Origin of the sequence: Thermanaeromonas sp., from assembly GCF_021890735.1 — a bacterium.
Classification (GTDB): domain Bacteria; phylum Bacillota; class DSM-521; order Neomoorellales; family Neomoorellaceae; genus Thermanaeromonas.
The window spans coordinates 1-16,848 of sequence record NZ_JAKKUR010000016.1; the positions used below are offsets into that span (position 1 = coordinate 1).

Annotated in this window: 21 protein-coding genes; 1 reads left to right on the plus strand and 20 read right to left on the minus strand. The window is 54.9% G+C overall.

From position 1 onward, the window contains the following. Positions 1 to 126: 126 nt before the first annotated feature. The 7 genes from tnpA to L5656_RS04970 all read right to left on the minus strand — a co-directional run bounded on the left by tnpA (position 127) and on the right by L5656_RS04970 (position 7,530). On the minus strand, positions 127 to 525 hold the full coding sequence (gene tnpA / locus L5656_RS04940) for an IS200/IS605 family transposase (protein ID WP_297199893.1): 399 nt from the start codon (positions 523 to 525) through the stop codon (positions 127 to 129). A 70-nt stretch (positions 526 to 595) separates the two neighbouring features. Continuing rightward, positions 596 to 721: a hypothetical protein gene (locus tag L5656_RS04945; protein WP_297199896.1), complete on the minus strand. Its 126-nt coding sequence runs from the start codon at positions 719 to 721 to the stop codon at positions 596 to 598. Between the two features lie 49 nt (positions 722 to 770). Next, positions 771 to 1,085: a Uma2 family endonuclease gene (locus L5656_RS04950; protein WP_297199899.1), complete on the minus strand. Its 315-nt coding sequence runs from the start codon at positions 1,083 to 1,085 to the stop codon at positions 771 to 773. Positions 1,086 to 1,196: 111 nt separating this feature from the next. Next, on the minus strand, positions 1,197 to 4,997 hold the full coding sequence (locus L5656_RS04955; RefSeq protein ID WP_297199902.1) for a S8 family serine peptidase: 3,801 nt from the start codon (positions 4,995 to 4,997) through the stop codon (positions 1,197 to 1,199). Beyond that, positions 4,883 to 5,611, minus strand: a complete 729-nt coding sequence (locus tag L5656_RS04960) for a WecB/TagA/CpsF family glycosyltransferase (protein ID WP_297199905.1) — start codon at positions 5,609 to 5,611, stop codon at positions 4,883 to 4,885. Before L5656_RS04960 ends, L5656_RS04955 begins: the two co-directional genes overlap by 115 nt. 220 nt (positions 5,612 to 5,831) lie before the next feature. Then, positions 5,832 to 6,782 (minus strand): LCP family protein, encoded by a 951-nt coding sequence (locus L5656_RS04965; RefSeq protein ID WP_297199908.1) that lies wholly within the window; start codon positions 6,780 to 6,782, stop codon positions 5,832 to 5,834. A 127-nt stretch (positions 6,783 to 6,909) separates the two neighbouring features. Beyond that, a complete protein-coding gene (locus L5656_RS04970) occupies positions 6,910 to 7,530 on the minus strand; it encodes a copper amine oxidase N-terminal domain-containing protein (protein WP_297199911.1) in 621 nt (206 codons plus the stop codon). A gap of 308 nt (positions 7,531 to 7,838) precedes the next feature. Between L5656_RS04970 and L5656_RS04975 the strand changes: the two genes are divergently transcribed. After that, positions 7,839 to 8,012 (plus strand): hypothetical protein, encoded by a 174-nt coding sequence (locus L5656_RS04975; RefSeq protein WP_297199914.1) that lies wholly within the window; start codon positions 7,839 to 7,841, stop codon positions 8,010 to 8,012. A 74-nt stretch (positions 8,013 to 8,086) separates the two neighbouring features. Here L5656_RS04975 and L5656_RS04980 read toward each other — a convergent pair whose 3' ends face one another. The 13 genes from L5656_RS04980 to spoVT all read right to left on the minus strand — a co-directional run bounded on the left by L5656_RS04980 (position 8,087) and on the right by spoVT (position 16,813). After that, positions 8,087 to 9,112, minus strand: a complete 1,026-nt coding sequence (locus tag L5656_RS04980) for a rod shape-determining protein (RefSeq protein ID WP_297199917.1) — start codon at positions 9,110 to 9,112, stop codon at positions 8,087 to 8,089. Positions 9,113 to 9,171: 59 nt separating this feature from the next. Then, on the minus strand, positions 9,172 to 9,453 hold the full coding sequence (spoIIID, locus tag L5656_RS04985; protein WP_297199920.1) for a sporulation transcriptional regulator SpoIIID: 282 nt from the start codon (positions 9,451 to 9,453) through the stop codon (positions 9,172 to 9,174). A 66-nt stretch (positions 9,454 to 9,519) separates the two neighbouring features. Beyond that, positions 9,520 to 10,251, minus strand: a complete 732-nt coding sequence (locus L5656_RS04990) for a M23 family metallopeptidase (protein WP_297199922.1) — start codon at positions 10,249 to 10,251, stop codon at positions 9,520 to 9,522. A 74-nt stretch (positions 10,252 to 10,325) separates the two neighbouring features. After that, positions 10,326 to 11,306 carry a stage II sporulation protein D gene (gene spoIID / locus L5656_RS04995; protein ID WP_297199925.1) on the minus strand — a complete coding sequence of 327 codons (981 nt, stop codon included), beginning with the start codon at positions 11,304 to 11,306 and terminating at the stop codon, positions 10,326 to 10,328. Positions 11,307 to 11,396: 90 nt separating this feature from the next. After that, positions 11,397 to 11,780: an FtsB family cell division protein gene (locus tag L5656_RS05000; protein WP_297199928.1), complete on the minus strand. Its 384-nt coding sequence runs from the start codon at positions 11,778 to 11,780 to the stop codon at positions 11,397 to 11,399. Positions 11,781 to 11,865: 85 nt separating this feature from the next. Continuing rightward, positions 11,866 to 12,090: a sigma-70 region 4 domain-containing protein gene (locus L5656_RS05005; protein WP_297199930.1), complete on the minus strand. Its 225-nt coding sequence runs from the start codon at positions 12,088 to 12,090 to the stop codon at positions 11,866 to 11,868. Between the two features lie 178 nt (positions 12,091 to 12,268). Further along, positions 12,269 to 12,610: a spore cortex biosynthesis protein YabQ gene (gene yabQ / locus L5656_RS05010; RefSeq protein WP_297199933.1), complete on the minus strand. Its 342-nt coding sequence runs from the start codon at positions 12,608 to 12,610 to the stop codon at positions 12,269 to 12,271. Beyond that, positions 12,607 to 12,870, minus strand: coding sequence for a sporulation protein YabP (gene yabP / locus L5656_RS05015; RefSeq protein ID WP_297199936.1), 264 nt, complete (start codon positions 12,868 to 12,870; stop codon positions 12,607 to 12,609). The genes yabQ and yabP overlap by 4 nt, the downstream gene beginning before the upstream one ends. 97 nt (positions 12,871 to 12,967) lie before the next feature. Further along, positions 12,968 to 13,915 (minus strand): SpoIID/LytB domain-containing protein, encoded by a 948-nt coding sequence (locus L5656_RS05020; protein WP_297199939.1) that lies wholly within the window; start codon positions 13,913 to 13,915, stop codon positions 12,968 to 12,970. Positions 13,916 to 13,966: 51 nt separating this feature from the next. Further along, a complete protein-coding gene (locus tag L5656_RS05025) occupies positions 13,967 to 14,239 on the minus strand; it encodes an RNA-binding S4 domain-containing protein (RefSeq protein WP_297199942.1) in 273 nt (90 codons plus the stop codon). A gap of 18 nt (positions 14,240 to 14,257) precedes the next feature. After that, entirely contained in the window at positions 14,258 to 14,533 is a 276-nt protein-coding gene (locus L5656_RS05030; protein ID WP_297199944.1) for an HU family DNA-binding protein, read from the minus strand. A gap of 131 nt (positions 14,534 to 14,664) precedes the next feature. Further along, entirely contained in the window at positions 14,665 to 16,125 is a 1,461-nt protein-coding gene (gene mazG, locus L5656_RS05035) for a nucleoside triphosphate pyrophosphohydrolase (RefSeq protein ID WP_297199946.1), read from the minus strand. Positions 16,126 to 16,249: 124 nt separating this feature from the next. Next, entirely contained in the window at positions 16,250 to 16,813 is a 564-nt protein-coding gene (gene spoVT, locus L5656_RS05040) for a stage V sporulation protein T (RefSeq protein ID WP_297199948.1), read from the minus strand. Positions 16,814 to 16,848: the final 35 nt, after the last annotated feature.

The window sequence follows — 16,848 nt, forward strand, 5'->3', positions numbered from 1 at the left end:
ACCCGCTTCACGGCTTCCCCCAAGCAGGCGTTGTAGAGCTGGCGGGCCGCCTCCAACCGGACCAGCAAAGTCTTCTCCTGAGGGGGCGAGACTCGGAGGGGGACCTCGCACACGAAGCTGGGCGTCTCAGACGTATTTCTGTTGCTCGATGTATTCGCGCAGAGTTGCAAGGGGAGCACCCCCAACCGTTGCTACGAAGTAGCTATTGGTCCAGAGGGTCGGTAGCCTCAATCTGAGCCACGGGAACTCCTGCCGGAGGATACGGGAGGAGCGGCCTTTCATAAGCTTCACCAGCCGGTGGATACCGAACTGGGGATCCACTTCCACCAGCAGGTGGACGTGGTCTGGCATTACCTCCAATTCAATAATTTCGGCCCTTCTCTCCCGTGCCACTTCAAAGAGGATCTCTTTGAGCCGCACGTCCACCCCATCTTTCAGGACGGGACGCCGGTATTTCGGGCACCAGACTACATGGTATTTGCAAGAATACACGATATTGTTGTTGGACTTAAATTGGCGCCTCATGAGATGATTATACTACAAGCGGCAATATAATTGTAGCCCACAAAAAAATCTGGCCGCCTTATCCCCAGCCCTAAAGGGCGGGGCCTGCGGCGGCCATTTTTCGGTCACCCCGGCTGCGGGAGCCGAAGAGAATGATTTTGTCGGGATCGGCTGCCTCACGGATCCTCTCTAGGATAATTTCTAAAATGTCTTGCATTTTGTTATCCCCTCATTTAAAGGTTGCGTATCGATGAAATCTCAAGCAATTATATTTCAAGCCCTGGAGGATAGGCAAAAATGGTATTTAAATCTATTTCTAAACCAGGCAGGAGGGGGGAAAGTGCCACATCTTCTTTCCCATAAGCCCCTGCGAGGCGCCAGCCTTCTGGAGCGGTTATAACTACACCCAGGTTCCGCTTTTCCACCCACTCGGCTAATAATCCGGCCAGCTTCCGTACGACACTCTGATGTTTGAAACTGGGTGACGGTATCAAGTGTAGTTCCCCCTCGATTACTTCATAGCGGTTCTCATCCCCTAGCTCAAGATAGTCACGGTAGGTGTACCTCTTTGTTATTGCCACCCTTCCTCACCTGCCTTACGCACCTCAAATAGGGTTTTCGAGGCGCCACCTCAATATCTTTTCTTAATTATACGGTACAAGATTTAGCCAAAACAAGGATGGCAAGCTCCTTTAAGGAACTATATCCAAAAGCCGCTTTAGGACAGCGGCGGCCTGGGCACGGGTTAACGGAGAACAAGGACCTAAGGTATCGGGGGTTAATCCCCGCAAAAGCCCTGCCGCATAGGTCCGGGCTACCGCGTCCTTAGCCCACGAAGGCACTTCACCGAGATCACGGAAGGGCAGGGAAGAGGCGGGCGCGTGAGCGCTTTCTCCCATAAACCGCACGAGGAAGGCAGCAGCTTCTACCCGGGTAAGTGTGGCGAAGGGGCGGATAGTACCGTCTTCAAAGCCTTTAAGCCATCCCCGGGCATAGGCCCTGCCTACTGCATCCCTGGCCCAGGAGGGTATTTCCCCTGCATCCACAAAAGGCAGGGCCGAAGGCAGGATCACCTCCGCCAGGCGGTCGAGGAACACTATGAATTCAAGCCTGCTTATGGGGTTATCCGGCCGGAAAGAGCCGTCTTCATAGCCGGCTATAAGCCCTTGCCGGGAAAGGGCCTTTATGTCCTGGGCGGCCCAGTGGCCGTAAATATCCCAGAAGGGAAGGCTACCTTCCCCTCCTAATTCCAACCTTTGGCCCGTTACGGTTCCCGCCCGCCGATCTAAGGCTACTAAAAGCAAGTCGTTGCCGGATTCTCCTTCCAGGTAAAAGTTTCCGCCCGGCAGGAGATTCACCGCTTGGTAGCTCCCGTCTTCACGGTAAACGTACAGCCGGTCAGCGCTGGTCCAGCCGGTGATCAAGTATTTATCTCCCCTGGGGAAGGCAGAAACCTTCAGCTCAGGGTCCGTCCGGCCCGGAGGCTCTTCGGCTGCCACCTGGGCAAGCAGGGGGCCCTGCGAGGTAGGAATGTATACTATCCGCGCTTTAAGCCCTGGCGGGAGATCACGGGCGGGAACTCGGTATCCTCCTAAAGTAACGAGGGTGACCGGGGACACAGGGTAAGAAGTACCCTCAGCAAGTTTAAGATATTCCCGGCTTTCATCAAAGCCCGCAAGTACCGCCTCCTTTTCTTCCCCCGGCAGGGCTATGTCCACGCGCAAAATTTCTTCCCTTCCAGGGGCCAAAATTACCCGGACCCAATCGCCGGCGGCGAGGGCCTCCCGGCTTGCCGTAAGGCCCCAGCGGTAAACCTCTGCTTCGGGATTTAAGTTTAGAACGTGGAAGCGGTTGGAGTTGTCCACCAGGTACAAAAGGCTCTTTTCCTTGTTTATGTAAACAAGGCGGCCGTAGAGCACCCGGCTGTAGGCCTTAAGGGAAATGACTTTATATTCCCCCGGCAAGACCAGAGCTTGCACCCAATCCCCAATTTTTAGGCTCTCAAGGCCTACTTGCCGGCCATCGCGGAAGACCGGGGCTACGGGAAAGAGTTCCAAAGCAGTTCCCGTGTCCAATGTCAGCCGCCCGGAAACCGTATCTATACCGGCTAGCCTTCCCAGGGCCACCTCCCTTTTCACCTCCAGGTACAAGACTTCGCCCGTGCTGGGGGAAATGCTCAGCCGCACGGCCATACCGGGAAGAATGCCTTCCAGTTCTCCTTTGTCCGGTGCCCCCCAAGGGAGATCGGCCCTGCTTACGGCCACCAGCCGGTCGCCAAAGGAAACGCCTGCACGGGGATCAATTGTATAAGGTTTATCCTCGCCAAAAAGCCAGATTTTCCTTTCCCCTTTATCTACCTTGTCTACACTCCCCTCCCGTTCTACGATCCCCGCCGAGACCTGCCACAAAGTGAGGGTGGAAGGGTTGAGGCTGGCTACGACCTCGGCACCCGGCGGCACATCCTCCGGCCGGGCTTCCCGGCCGTTTAAGAATACGGGTACTTTAAACGAGGGGTTTAAGTAAAACCCCCCTTCCCTTGCTTCCCGGCTTATCTCTACCACCATCCGGCCTAAAGAAGTGGTGAGAACCTGCACGCCCCGGGCCTCCCAGGTAGCTCCTACAATATAGGCAATGTTGGGTCCCAGGTAGATGTCGGAACCCGGGAGGATATTTTCCGCAGAAGCCGAACGAAGTCGCCCGTTCACCATATTTTTTACCCCACCAGGAGGAAGGGATATAACCTCTCCGCCGGCCGTCTTCACCCGACCACCGTCTTCAACGGAAGTAACTATGCTGCGAAAAACTACTTGGCCGTAGCTTAAGGCGAAGTCCTGACGGGGGGAGGAGCTCCCGGTTACGGCCGGCTCCTTGACCCGGGAAGCTTTAACCTGGATAAGGTAGCGCCCGGGCTGGGGATTTTTTATGTAAACTTGCTCTACGTTGTTGAGGCTATCTTTTCCCCCTTTTCCGGTAAAGTCGTTGCCCCGGTATTCCTTCCCATCAGGCCCTACAACTATCAAGTCTAGATCGTTTACCAGGGTGGGGCTAGCACCTGTAGGAGCCGGGGGGTCCGTCCAGGCCAGGGTAACCTTAAGGGGAAAGCGCGCATCATTAACTGTCCATTCGTAGCTTGCCACCTCACCGGCTGCCAGCCCCCGGGCTTCATCGACCAGGGTCATAAGCTTTTCTTCCAGGGACAGCACTGTGCCGGCCAGGTCCAGGATGCCAAAGGAAAGGCCTCCTTCCGCGGAAGAGGGTATCTCCCGGGCGCCGTTAATGAGGGTAGCCTTAAGGAGCGCAGCCGAAGGGTCTTTGAGACCATATTCTGTCCTAAGGTATTGGCGCAAAAGGGCAGCCGCCCCTCCGGCAATAGCTGCGGCCTGACTTGTCCCGCTTTCGAGGTTGTAGTTGGGATTCGCCGGAAAGTTTGAAGGAGCCATACGCGAGCGTGGGGCGACGATCCCCGTCCCGGGAGCCAGAAGGTCCGGTTTTAGGCGCCCGTCACCTGTGGGCCCCCGGCTGGAAAAGGGGGCTTGTTTGGAAGTGTCCTGGGCGTCGGGGCTTAAGGCGGGCCTCGCCGACTGGCTCGCCCCTACCACCAGGGCGTTTTTGCTGTTGGCCTCCGAGGTAAGGCTCCCCTGCACCGGGCCGCTGTTTCCCGCACCGAAGACAACGAGGAAGTCGGGGTGCCCGCGGACAAAGGAGTCCACCTGCCGGGAGGTGCTGCCGTACTTGTTAGGCCCGCCTCCCCAACCGTCCACATGCACCCGCACGCCGGCTGCGTAAGCCGGGCGGAAAAGCTCTTCCAAATTAGAGGGAAGGGAGATCTGTCCTTCCGGGTTTAAGAGTGCCTGGAAGTAAAGGCTGGCCTCCGGAGCTATGCCTGCGTATTTCCCTTCTGAAGCAAGGCCCGTGCCGGCTATTATTCCTGCCAGGTGGGTGCCGTGGCCCAAGGGATCATCAGGAATATTCCGGCCCGCCCAGCTTTTTAGCATAAGAACTTTGGGCAGGCGACCGGGCTGGCTCTGAAAATCCGGGTGAAGATCGCTTAATTTCCCGGTGTCTAGGCCGCTGTCGGCAAGCCCTATGATTTCACCTTGCCCCTTTATACCCTCCGGAGTGATAAGGCCCGGCGCGCTTAAAACTTGGGCCCCTATGATGCTGGCCGCGCGGTCGCTGAGGAAAGAAGGGGAAAAGTAGTTTACATAAAATTTCGCCCACGAAATAATGGGGGTAAAAATAAAAAGAAGTACCAAAAGAGCGGTGAACCCCGTGGATCTGCACGCGCTACCCTCTCTCACTCCCCTAAAAATGGTCTTCCCCCTCCCTCCGTGAGCCCTTCTACTTTTTAAACCTTCTTTGTTGAACCTTGCGCCGGCTACTTCCTCCTGCCGCGCGTTCTTCTGGCTTCCGCCAGCACCGCTATCATAAATTTCGGCAGGGCGAGGGCCCTTTTGACCCTCTTCGGCTCCCGCACTACCCGGTAAAGCCATTCCAGGCCCAACTCCTGCATAAAACGGGGTGCCCGCTTGGCTCGGCCCGCCAGCACATCCAGGCTCCCCCCCACACCTATGGCCACGGGGATCCCAAGACCGGCAAGATGTCTGGCCATCCAGTATTCCTGCTTGGGCGATCCCAAAGCTACGAGAAGAACATCGGGGGAAGTCTTCTTAAGGTTTTTTAAAAGTTCCTCTTCTTTTCCCGGGCTCAAGTACCCGTGGGAGGTCCCCAAGATGTTAAGGCCGGGGTGGCGCTCCTTTAATCTCCGTCCTGCTTCTTCGGCCACACCCGGCGCACCGCCGTACAAAAAGAGGCGCCAGCCCTCTTCCGCCGCACGTACAGCTAAAGCCTGCACCAGGTCTATGCCCGCTACCCTCTCCGGCACAGGATTCCCCAATACGCGCGCGGCCCAAACAATACCCGCACCGTCAGGGGTAACGAGCCCGGCCCGGTTTACAATATCCCTAAATCTCGGGTCGTGCATGGCCCGGTAGGCCATTTCCGCGTTGAGGGTCACTACATAGTGGGGTTTGCCCGAGGCTATGAAGCGGCCTAAAACTTCCAGCGCTTCGTTTAAAGTTAGGGCATCTACCCGGCAGCCCAGCACCCAGCAGCTCTTCACCTTATTTATCTAGCGCCGACCCCCTCTAAACCCGACTTCTCCCCAGTTTCTGTACCAAGGATCACTAGAACACAAGTCATCAGGGACAGTTTGATGAAAGGTCGAGGATGGCCCGCTTGACCGGAAGTAACTTCACCCTAGCCCGGTGTTCAAGGCGATAGCCCGGCCGATAGGTAGCCGTTTTAAACCGTTCTAGCCGGTATTTTTAAGGGTACCTGTTCCGCCAGTAGGGGATCTCGGCCAGTACATTCTTAAGTTTTTCTTGATCCGCCACCCAGTAGCTTATTCCCTTAATGTATTTTCCTTCTCCGGGTACCATATGGCTCATTACGGTGCTGCTGTCCATATCCTTTAAAAAGAGGGCCAGACCCAGCATGTCCATGGTACTTAAATTCGTGCGGACGTATTTACTTGCCTCGCTCACGAGCTTCGGTATCTTGGGCAGAGTGCCCAGGCGGAGGGCCTGGTCCAGCATGGCCTTAAGGAACTTCTGCTGGCGGCCTATACGGGCAATATCTCCTTCCGGGTCGTTGCGGAAACGCACGTAAGCCAGGGCGTCACGACCGTTTAAATGCTGGAAGCCCGGTTTTAGGTTTATGCCCTCTTCAGGGTAGTACATCCGTTTTTCTACCTCTATGTCTACGCCGCCTAAGAGATCCACCAGCCTCTCAAAGCCCTCAAAATCCACTTCTACGTATTTCGTCACCTGTGTTCCCAAGAAACTGTTTACGGCGTCCATAAGGAGCTGGGGTCCACCTAAAGCATGAGCCGCGTTTATCTTGTCCGGGCCGTATCCGGGAATACGCACATAGGTGTCCCGTGGGATGGAGAGTAGGTCCACCCGCTTCCCGGCCGCATCGAAAAAGGCGAGGATTATGGTGTCCGACCGGGACGGCTCATTCGCCTTCCGCGCGTCCACCCCGATAAGGAGGACGGCACTGGGCGGTTTGGATATCCCTACCTCTCCTTCCTTGACGGTGTCGCCCATGGCTACGGGTTGTCCCAGTAAGTAGGCGGCCAGGTGGTAACCTGCTAGGCCGAAACCCGCAAAAAGAAGGAGCCCCAGCAAAATAAAAGTCAGGGCCTGCATAAAGAAGCTCTTCTTGCGGGCGGGCTTAGCCTTAGCCCGGGCTTCTCCCCAGAATTCTTCTTCCAAAGTTAAAGCTGGCTCCTTTCCCTAAAAGCTAACTTATTTATTTCCTCTTTCTTCTCTCTTACTCTTTCTTCCCTCTTATGCCCTCGGGGCACTGAATCTCCTTAAAGCATCAAGGAGGCCGGTAAAACTACAAGGTGGCCAGGGTAATGGTGATGCTCCTTGTAGCTTCGTACCAGCGCACCTGGGCACCCAGGCCTTCACTCACCACACGTAAAGGTACCATGGTCGTGCCACCCACAAGCCTGGGCGCCGCCGGCAGATCCCTCTCCGTGCCGTTGATAACGGCCTTGCGGGAGCCTATCTTTAATATCACTGACGAAGAACCCAAGGTATAGCTAACCGTGCTGGTCTCGCCCTTGTAGTCTACCTTCGCACCCAAAGCTTCCCCGACAAAGCGAAAGGGTACCATAGAGGTGCCGTTGGGTTCCTGGTAAGGGGCCACGGGTAAAACATGCGGTACACCATTGACGTAAGCTGTAGTGCTCCCTATGGCTAATATGACCTGTTTGGCCTGGGCAGCGGGAAGCTCCGAAATCTTTTTCTTGAGCTCCGCCAGCTCCTCCTCAAATTTCTTTTGTACCTCCTGGATGCGCGCGTTTACGTAGCTTTCTACATAAGATTTCGTTACCAGGGGATCTTCGCTGCTACCCGGCAAAGGACCGCTGGCCTCGACTTCCCGGCCGCCCCCGACAAAAATAATGTATACGACCACTGCGGAAAAAAGCAATATAGAAATCAGAGGAAGCAAAACGGAAACCGGACCTCTCCTCCCCCGCCGGCCGGGGGCATCAGGCATCGACCTTAGAATTATATCCTTTAGTTTCAGAGCGCCTCCCTCCTTAAGATTAAATTACACTTTCAGTTTCGACATAAATAACGCTTTTCCTCTTTCCCCCAGGAGATAAAAATAGCTAGGTAAAGCAAAGAATTCATACTTTTTTATCAAGAAATAATTCACAAAGTCGGTGGCTTTATGTTATAATAGAGTGGAAAGAAAAAACACATACTTAATTTAGCTGCGTACTAATTAAATTCAGGGAAAGGGGGTAACCTCGGGTGAAGGACATCCAGCGCAGCCTCCTCCGCGAAAGAAGAGCCCTCCTCGAGCAGTGGGTACATGCTCCTCAGAAGGACCGGGCGGAAATCCTGGTCCGTATAATGGATATTGACGAGCAGATCGAGGCCGCCAAAAGCAAGCAGCCCCGCCTACCCAAGAAGAAGGTGGTCTAAAGAGTACCAAACTAAACCTTTAGGCAGCACCGGATACGGTCCGGTTGCTGCCTAAAGGTTTTTTGGGGGCTTCTTCAAGGCTGCTTTTTGCGGGTCAGGCGTCCTAAAGTGTCAAGCATAGACAAGGCCTTCCCCGTACCCTTAGCTACGCAAAGTATGGGTTCTTCGGCTATGTATACGGGCAGCCCCGTCTCTTCGCTTAAGAGCCTGTCCAAACCGTGAAGAAGGCTTCCCCCGCCGGTCATAACAATGCCCTTGTCCAAGAGGTCTGCGGCCAGCTCCGGGGGAGTCCGCTCTAAGACTTCCTTGACCGCTCCCACTACCCGCCAGAGGGGATCCTGGATGGCCTCGTAAACCTCCTCTGAAGTGACCGTCACGGTCCGGGGAAGACCGGTTACCAGGTCCCGGCCCCGCACGTTCATTTGGCGGGGTTCAGTCTTAGAGCTTAAATGGGCCGTGCCTATATGTATCTTGAGTTCTTCCGCCGTCCGCTCCCCTATCATGAGATTTTTTTCCCGCCGCAAGTAGCGAATTATGGCCTCGTCGAATTTGTCCCCCGCCACTTTAAGGGAGTTGCTGCAAACTATACCTCCCAGGGATAACACCGCTATGTCGGTGGTACCTCCCCCTATATCCACCACCATGGAGCCGCTCGGCTCGGAGATCTCCAGCCCTGCGCCCAGGGCTGCTGCCAGGGGTTCCTCTATAAGATAGGCTTCTTTGGCCCCTGCCTGAAGGGCGGCCTGGCGTACGGCCCGCTCCTCCACGTCGGTAACCTGGGCAGGTATACATATCATGACCCGGGGCTTGATCCAACCCTGGCGGCCCCCGCAAGCTTTGGTAATAAAATAGCGGAGCATACGCTCCGTACTGTCATAATCGGCGATAACCCCTTCCTTCAAGGGACGCAAGGCGATGATATTACCCGGCGTGCGCCCGAGCATCTTCCTGGCTTCTTCCCCCACAGCAATGAGGCGGCCGCTGTCCCGGTCTATGGCTACCACCGAAGGTTCATCAAGTACGATACCCCGCCCGGGAACGTAGACCTGTACCGTAGCCGTCCCCAGATCTATACCTAAATCATGGTTTAATCCCAGCATGTCTATCCCGGTTGTCCTCCTCTCCCCCGGCCTGATGGATAAGGCTGGCCTAGTTGGTATTATTCTGCAACCGGAGGAGAAATCCTTCTTTGTCGCCTTTCCTGATATTTTCTACGGGTAGCCTCCCCGCCCCTTAAATGCCGCTCCGCCTTGTTTTGGTCCAGAACCTGGCGTACCTTGGTGGCCAGTTCCTCATCAAGCCGCGGCAGGCGCTCGGTCATATCCTTGTGTACCGTACTTTTACTAACCTTAAAAACAGAAGCCGCCTGCCGTACAGTACAGTTATACTGCACGAGGTAGGCGGCTATTTTCAGCACCCGCTCGCGGATATGGTCCTGCATGGAGCAGCCTCCCCTATTCCAAATCCCCTATAAATTTTATTGGGAGGCTGCCCAAAAAAGACCAGGTTATTGCAGGTAAGGTGCGGGGTCGAGGGCTTGCCCGTTCTTCTTCACTTCAAAATGAAGGTGAACGGAGCCGGAAGCCTCGGCACGGCCGGGCTGGCCTAAAGTCCCCAGCACATCCCCTGCTTTGACCTTGCTACCCTTGGTAACTTTAACAGAGTCTAAATGGGCGTAGACAACTTGATAACCGTTGCCCGCATCCACCACCAGCCGGTAGCGCCAGTCATCACTGTACTCGACCAACGAGACCGTCCCCGGGGTGGCCGCCCGGACCTCTTCACCCGGCCGCCCTTCCAAATCTATACCGGGGTGAAAGCGGAAATCACCGAAGGTCGGGGACCATGCAAAGCCGAAAGAAACCACCGTTTTGCCCGGTAAGGGCCGGCTTAAGGTTAACCCTTCTCCTTTGGCCGCCGTTTCTTCTCCGGAAGCATCCCCGGGTGTGGCTTGAGCCGGGTAAGCCCCCGTTGTATCTTTTAACTCCGGCGGTACGGTTTCCGACCCGCTTAAGCTCTCCCGGGGCTGGGGCTGTACGGGGGCTTTTTCGGAACTTTCTATGGGTAGCGGCTCTACCTTGACCTTCCCTTGGAATACGGATCTATTGGTTATCAGATAATAAGTTCCCGCCAGCAGGAAGGCCAGCACAACTAGGTAAAGCGCTCTTCCCCGTAAGATCCGCCCTATCTGGCCCAGGTGGGCAACCCTTTCCTTTAAAAGTTTAAGGAAATTCTCCATGAGCCTCACCTCGGCCAGATTCTACCCCATTTTTTACCTTTTTATACGTATTTAATCCTTTGTCCTTTATTAAGCTACCTTTTTTCTACCTTCACGCCCCGGTAGTAATGGTATAAAATGTCCAGGAAATTTTTCCCTTCCTTGGCCATCCCGTTGGCACCGTACTGGCTTAAGCCCACCCCGTGCCCGTTGCCCACGCTTATGAAGGTGATACGGTCCCCCTCCACCTGCCAGGTAAAATCGGTAGAACTCAAGCCTAAAAGTTGCCTAAGCTCCGTCCCTTTAAAGGTTTTGTCTCCGATGCGTATGGTTTTAACCCTACCCGTAGGGGTATACTCCTCCACCTTGATGGCTTGCCCCCGGGGCGGGGTCAGAGCGGCAGCGGGAACCGCCGAAAGGTTTACCCCTAGCTTCTGGTCCAGCTCGGCCAGGGTAAAGGTTACCGTATTGCGGAAGCGCGGGGATTCCCGGTCCCAGGGCGAAAGGACGCTCCGGAGATAGGGTATATCATAACCCCATACGGCTTCCGCGCTCTCCGTCCTTCCCCCGCTGTTGGAGTGGTACACCGGTATTATGAGTTCCCCCTGGTAGGTGAGCACCAAACCCTGGGTAGCATCTACGGCCTGGAGGATTTTCCGCTCGTAACGCAACCCCTGCCAAAATCCATATCTCTGCCTTAAGGCCCCCTGCGGCACCCAAGCCTGACAGTGGGTGGGGTCTGTACAGAGATCCGCCTGGGGGTGCTTGGGATCGGGTTTGGCGCGGGCTTCCTCAATTTTTTTGAGGGTATAGGTTCTGGCCGCCACGGCCTGCGCTTTAAGGGCTTCCATCTCGAATTCGGCAGGCATCTCCCCTGCCACCACTCCAGCCACATAGGTCTCCAGGGGGAGGGCAATGACTTCGCCCCGGGTGTGATCCAAAAGCCTTACTACTCTTTCTTGGGTTTCTACCTCCACGGGGCTTCGCAGCCTCCCCAGCCCTTGGATGATGAGGGAGGGCAGGATAATCACCAGGGCAAAAAGGAGAATCAAGGCAACCCCTAGAAATTTGCGCAAGACCAACGCCCCCTGCTGCTAGGGACTATTTGAGCGCCCTAGGGTTTGTCCTACCCTTATATATACGCCAGCCCAGGCCGGAAAAGAACTCTAATCGCGGAATTCATGTCCCGGGGGCGGCGGGACGTAAGGAGGGATATCGGTGGCGGGTTTGGCGGGCAAAATTATTTTTTCCCCTGGTCTTATAAGGCCCAGCTCTTCCCGGGCCATCCGCTCGATGTAGGTATCGCTGTTTAGCTTCTGTATTTCCTCTTTAAGCCGCGCCTGCTCTTCCAGAAGGGCGGCCTTCTGCTGCCTGTAGAACTCCAATTCCTTTTCTACCTTGTAGAGGCTTATACCCAAATGTAAAAAGGAATAAAAAAGGTAAAGTACAATAAAGAGCAAAAGTACCCGGCCTACCCGTAAGGGCTGGCGACGGGAGCGCTTCCTTCTTGCCCTCGGCTTAGCGGAAAGGGCTGAAGAAGGTTGCTCCACGGGAGAATAACACCCGGCAAGAGAGTAGGGATTGTGAAAAACGGGGCTAAAATGCGGATAGGACTCTTTGAGGGAGGGACGCAGCTTAATCCTCTCCTTCTTCTACCGGAAGGCCCAGTATTTCGCCCGGAAGGACGATTACGACCTGATAACCCTTGGCCCGGGCCCGGTGGTAAAGGGTGGCCACGCTGCTGGGGCTTAAATTTAGCCGGCGGGCCACCTCCTCATTGCTGAGGCCCGATTCTTTCAGGGCTACTACCTGCCTTTCCCGGAAGCTTAGTTTTTCGGCGCCACGAATTTCTATATGCACTGAGGAAAGACCTTCTCCAAGTTTATCTACAGTTTATCTACAGGTTATGTACAATCTATGGACAAATTTGGTACTTTTATTATTCGACTGGAGCTGGAAATTTCCTGCTTTAGGACCGTCCTAATTTTTTTAGGACCCGGAAGCTTTGACCCTCTTAAGCCCTGCGCCAGTCGTTTCGCTAGCTGTTTTTGCGGCGGGGAAGGCGAAGGAAGGACAGAAGGCGAAAGAACCGGTAGAGCCAGGGCCGTAGGCGGTAGCTACCTTGAGTGTAAAGGAAGGCCCCCAAAGCCCAGGCTACAAAGACGTAGGCCCGGAGGTCCCCCCAATTTACGTGGAAAAGGACGATAAAGGTAAGCAGGAGAAGGAGCAGCCAAAAAATCAAATCAGCGGCTTGGGTTATGAGGCGGGAAGGCCGCCAGTAATAACGGCAGACCCGGTAGCAGTCCAGTAAAAAGGCCAGGACTAGCCCCCACCCGGCCAGGGCCGAAAAGGTAAGCCAGGGCTCGTTATGCGGGCTCATTTAAGAATCCGGCGGAGGAAGCTTTTTTTGGCCGCCCCTTCTTCCCGATAATCTAGGGAATTTAGAAAGCCGCTGGCCTCTAAGGTACCGTTTTCAAGGCTCAAGCTGGATATATTGAAATTCTTGCCTTTGAGAACCAGAATTCCGCGGGTCGTCTCCAGGATTATCTCTTCTTCATCATATCCCATCACTTGTACTACTCCGCTGACCGAGATATTCTGGCGATCCGTTACTTCCACCCGGTGCTGGCCCTCTCCCACTTTTGCTCCCCCCCTTTTATCTTATGGCTTAAGGAAGGGATGTATGTTAAAGAGAAAAGATGTCTTTATTAAAAAAGAAAGTAAAAAAAGCCTGGTCCTACCAGGCCTTCTCTATGGTTACGTCTTTGAAAAAGTACTTTATAATTTCTTCCGGTGACTTACCCTGCTCGGCCAGCGCCCGGGCACCCCACTGGCTCATCCCCACTCCGTGGCCATAACCCTGACCCTTAAAAATAACCCGCTCACCTCGCACCTCCACCCCGGTTATAAAGGTAGAGCGGAGGCGTTCGCTACCTAGAGCAAGCCGCAGGGCGGGCCCGCTTACGGTTAACCCCCCTACCTGGATCTTGGTCGCCCGGCCGGAAGGTCCCTTTTCGGCCACCCGCACGCTTTTGATGGGTCCGGGATCACGACCCGTTATTTTACGGACCGCGTCTGCCAGCTCGCTCCTGCTGAACTCAACGCTCCAGGCCTTATCTTGCTGGGGGGCGATGGCCAGCCCGGGGTCTTTTACACTGTGTACGTAAGGCGCCGCTTCCTGGTGGTAATCCAAACCTTCCGCGGCCGAAGCAGCCGTCTGGGGGCCTCCTGCAGCGTGAAACCAAGCATTGATAAGCCGGCCGTTGGATTTAACGACTAAACCCCGGGTGCTGTCCACGGCGCGGCGGACGTTATCGTTTATCTTTTCCGGGGCATAGGCCTGAAATTCCTTTACATCGGTAGAAGCGTCTGTTCCCCTTGCCTTGGCCCCGCCTTCTTCAATCTTCTTTAGGGTAAAGGTGCGGGCCAGGATGGCCTGAGCCGCCAGGGCATTGACGGGCCAGTCGGGGTCCATTTCGGCCGCCACTACGCCTTTAATGTAATCTTCCATTTTGATACTTTGAGTTTCGCCCGTCTCGTGGAGATATAGAGAGATGGTGGGTTCCTTACCTACCATCGGCCGCCGGAAGGCCCGGCCGCCCCGGATAAAGGCTCCTACGGCCACGGCCAAGGCAAGGGCCGCAAGCAAACCGAGGGCAGTCCACTTTCTAATCCTTTCAGGCATAGCCTCCCACCCCTAATCTTTTGAAACTAGTATCGTCGTACTCGGGCAGGGCTATGCCTGGAAATTAGAGGTGGTTCTGCCCTCCTCTATGATACGATAGAGTTCCCTGGCCCTGTCGGCAGGCACATGTTCGGGTGTGGCCAGAACCTCTACTATAAGCCAGCGCGAGCCCAGGTTTAAAGTGATAACATCCCCTGGCTTTACCTCCGTGCTGGGCTTGGCCGGGCGACGGTTAACCTCTATTGCTCCGGCCTCACAGACTTCCTTGGCCAGGGTCCGCCTCTTAATTAATCGAGAGACCTTTAGGAATTTATCCAGCCGCAACTTTAATGTAAAACCTGCCTATTTAAGAACTGCATCCCGCAAGGCTTTGCCCGCCTTGAACACCGGCACTTTGGTGGCGGCGATGGAGATCTCCTCGCCCGTACGCGGGTTGCGGCCCACTCGGGCAGCGCGCTCCTTCACCTCAAAGGTGCCGAAACCTACCAGCTGTACCTTATCGCCCCTGGCCAAGGCCTCCTCAATGCTGGCAAAAATGGCGTTCACGGCCTTTTCGGCATCCTTTTTGGTCATTTCAGCCTTCTCCGCCACGCTGGCTACAAGCTCCGCTTTATTCAAGTATTAACCCTCCTCTCTTAAAGTTTTGTTTACCTTTATTTTTTAGCTTTTTATTGGCCTAAAATTATTTAACCTGCAATCAAGTTCTATACCTTAATTCGCCAAAATACAACATTCTCCTGCATTGCCAGCTAGTATATCTTTAATTTTTTTGTCTCTTCCCAAAGGGCATCCATCTCTTCCAAGGTCATGCTCTGAAGCTCCCGGCCCTGCCTCCGGGCCTCCCGTACTATATACTCAAAGCGGCGGCAAAATTTGTCGACGGTCCGGTTGAGGGCACCTTCCGGGTCCACTTTGAGCCAGCGGGCAAGGTTCACCAGGGCAAAGAGGGCATCCCCCACCTCCTCAGTGATCTCTTTTTCTTCACCTGCCTTCAAGGAAGCCTCGAGTTCTTCCAGTTCCTCAAAGACTTTTGCCCACACCCCCTTAACTTCCGGCCAGTCAAACCCTCTCCTTGCGGCCTGCTCCTGGACCTTTAAGGCCCGTAACAGGGCCGGGAGGGTACGAGGCGCCTTTAAGACGGCGGCCTGGCCATCCTTCCTTTCTAAGGCTTTGATTTCCTCCCAGCGCTTTAATACCTGCTGGGCCGTCTTAAGTTTAGCCTGCCCGAAAACGTGAGGGTGTCGGCGGATCATTTTATCAACAATACCGGCTACTACGTCCCGCAAGTTGAAGAAACCCTTTTCTTCGGCCAGCCGGGCATGGAAGACCACTTGTAGCAGTAAGTCTCCCAATTCCTCGCTTAATTTATGCATATCGTCTTCCTCTATGGCCTCTATAACCTCGTAAGCTTCCTCTAAGAGGTAACGTTTGAGGGTCTGGTGAGTTTGCTGCTTGTCCCAAGGGCAGCCTTCGGGACCGCGGAGGCGGGCCATAATTTCCCGCAACCCTTCCAGAGTATATTTGCGGCCTTCCGGATAGGGCGTTACGTAAAGGGTAGTTAGATGATCCAGCCAGGTTAACCTGTCCAGCTCGTATAAGGGTATCTCCTTTATCCTCTCTTCCCCTGCTACTCCGGCCGCCCTGACCACCACCACCGGGTGCTCATCGGGGAGGAAATCCATCAGCTTAAGTTTGACCTCCCCGGCCACCCGGCGGTTGTACACTTGGGTTATAAGGGCGCCTTGGGTCAGGTCCCAGGGGTGCCCGGGCCAGGCCAGGGCATCCAGTATGGTTAACCCCCGGGCAGGGTCGAGTTTCAAGGCGGCGAAGACCGCATCAAGGCAGCTTAGGGCAGGGATGAGGGAAACCTCTACCCCTTGAGCCCCGGCTCTCTCTAGAAGCAGGCTGACGGAGGTCTCCGCAACCAGAGGATGGCCCGGCACGGCGTATACAATTTCCCGGCCTTCGCAAGCCTTTAGGAGAGTGCTAACCATATCCTGGTAGAGCTCTTCGAAGGAAGAGGCTTTTTCATAAAGGGGATCAAAGGAGGTAAACTTAATACCCCGCTCCTCCAGGGTTTTTACGGCCGGATGGTGGGCTGTGCGTAGATAGAGGAGACGGGAATCCTGCTCTAATAATTTCCATAAGCCCAAAGGTATATCTTCGGGATTCCCGGGGCCCAAACCTGCTACATAACACCTGCCGGGCATACAAAAATGGCCACCCCAAGTTCTCTTCAGTCCAGTATTCCCAAACCTTTTTCGTGCCGCCTTTATTTTACCCGGCAAAACCCCCAAAAAACAAGCCCCTTTTTGTCAAGGGGCTTGCACTTTTCTACTGCTCCATCTGTTTGGCCAAGAAACTTGCCGCCGTCTCCGCAAGTTTTAACTCCATCTCCCCCATTTTTACATTCGGGTCCTTGGAACAAAGGATGACTGCTCCAATAGGATCCCCCTCCGCGATAATGGGCGCTATGACCTCTGCCGAGAACTTGCAAGGTTCGCCTTCCGTGTCTTCCGGGCAGTCCTTGCATAAAATGTGCTCTCCGGGATTATTGATGATCACTGCTCTGCGCTCTTCCATAGCCTTCTCCACGGCCGGGCCGATGGGTTTATCCAGGAATTCTTTCTTGGGCGCACCGGCTACGGCTATGATGTTGTCCCGGTCGGCAATACAGGCGATATGCCCTACAGCTTCATGCAAGGCGTCAGCGTATTCCTTGGCAAAATCGCCCAGTTCACCGATGGGAGAGTACTTTTTTAAGATCACTTCCCCGTCCCTATCCACGAAAATCTCTAAGGGATCGCCTTCGCGGATGCGCAAGGTACGGCGGATCTCCTTGGGTATAACTACGCGGCCTAGATCGTCTATACGCCGGACTATACCTGTTGCTTTCACTATCTTCCCCCCTTTTCCTCCCTGGGTGGCTGGCA

Bases quoted from the DNA above. Each gene is read 5' to 3' on its own strand.
- spoIIID (WP_297199920.1), bottom strand. From the start codon at position 9,453: ATGCAGGACCATATCCGCGAGCGGGTGCTGAAAATAGCCGCCTACCTC.
- mazG (WP_297199946.1), bottom strand. From the start codon at position 16,125: ATGCCCGGCAGGTGTTATGTAGCAGGTTTGGGCCCCGGGAATCCCGAA.
- L5656_RS04990 (WP_297199922.1), bottom strand. From the start codon at position 10,251: ATGGAGAATTTCCTTAAACTTTTAAAGGAAAGGGTTGCCCACCTGGGC.
- L5656_RS04980 (WP_297199917.1), bottom strand. From the start codon at position 9,112: ATGCTGGGATTAAACCATGATTTAGGTATAGATCTGGGGACGGCTACG.
- yabQ (WP_297199933.1), bottom strand. From the start codon at position 12,610: ATGAGCCCGCATAACGAGCCCTGGCTTACCTTTTCGGCCCTGGCCGGG.
- L5656_RS04945 (WP_297199896.1), bottom strand. From the start codon at position 721: ATGCAAGACATTTTAGAAATTATCCTAGAGAGGATCCGTGAGGCAGCC.
- L5656_RS04955 (WP_297199902.1), bottom strand. From the start codon at position 4,997: ATGGCTTTACCGGGTAGTGCGGGAGCCGAAGAGGGTCAAAAGGGCCCT.
- L5656_RS05020 (WP_297199939.1), bottom strand. From the start codon at position 13,915: ATGCCTGAAAGGATTAGAAAGTGGACTGCCCTCGGTTTGCTTGCGGCC.
- tnpA (WP_297199893.1), bottom strand. From the start codon at position 525: ATGAGGCGCCAATTTAAGTCCAACAACAATATCGTGTATTCTTGCAAA.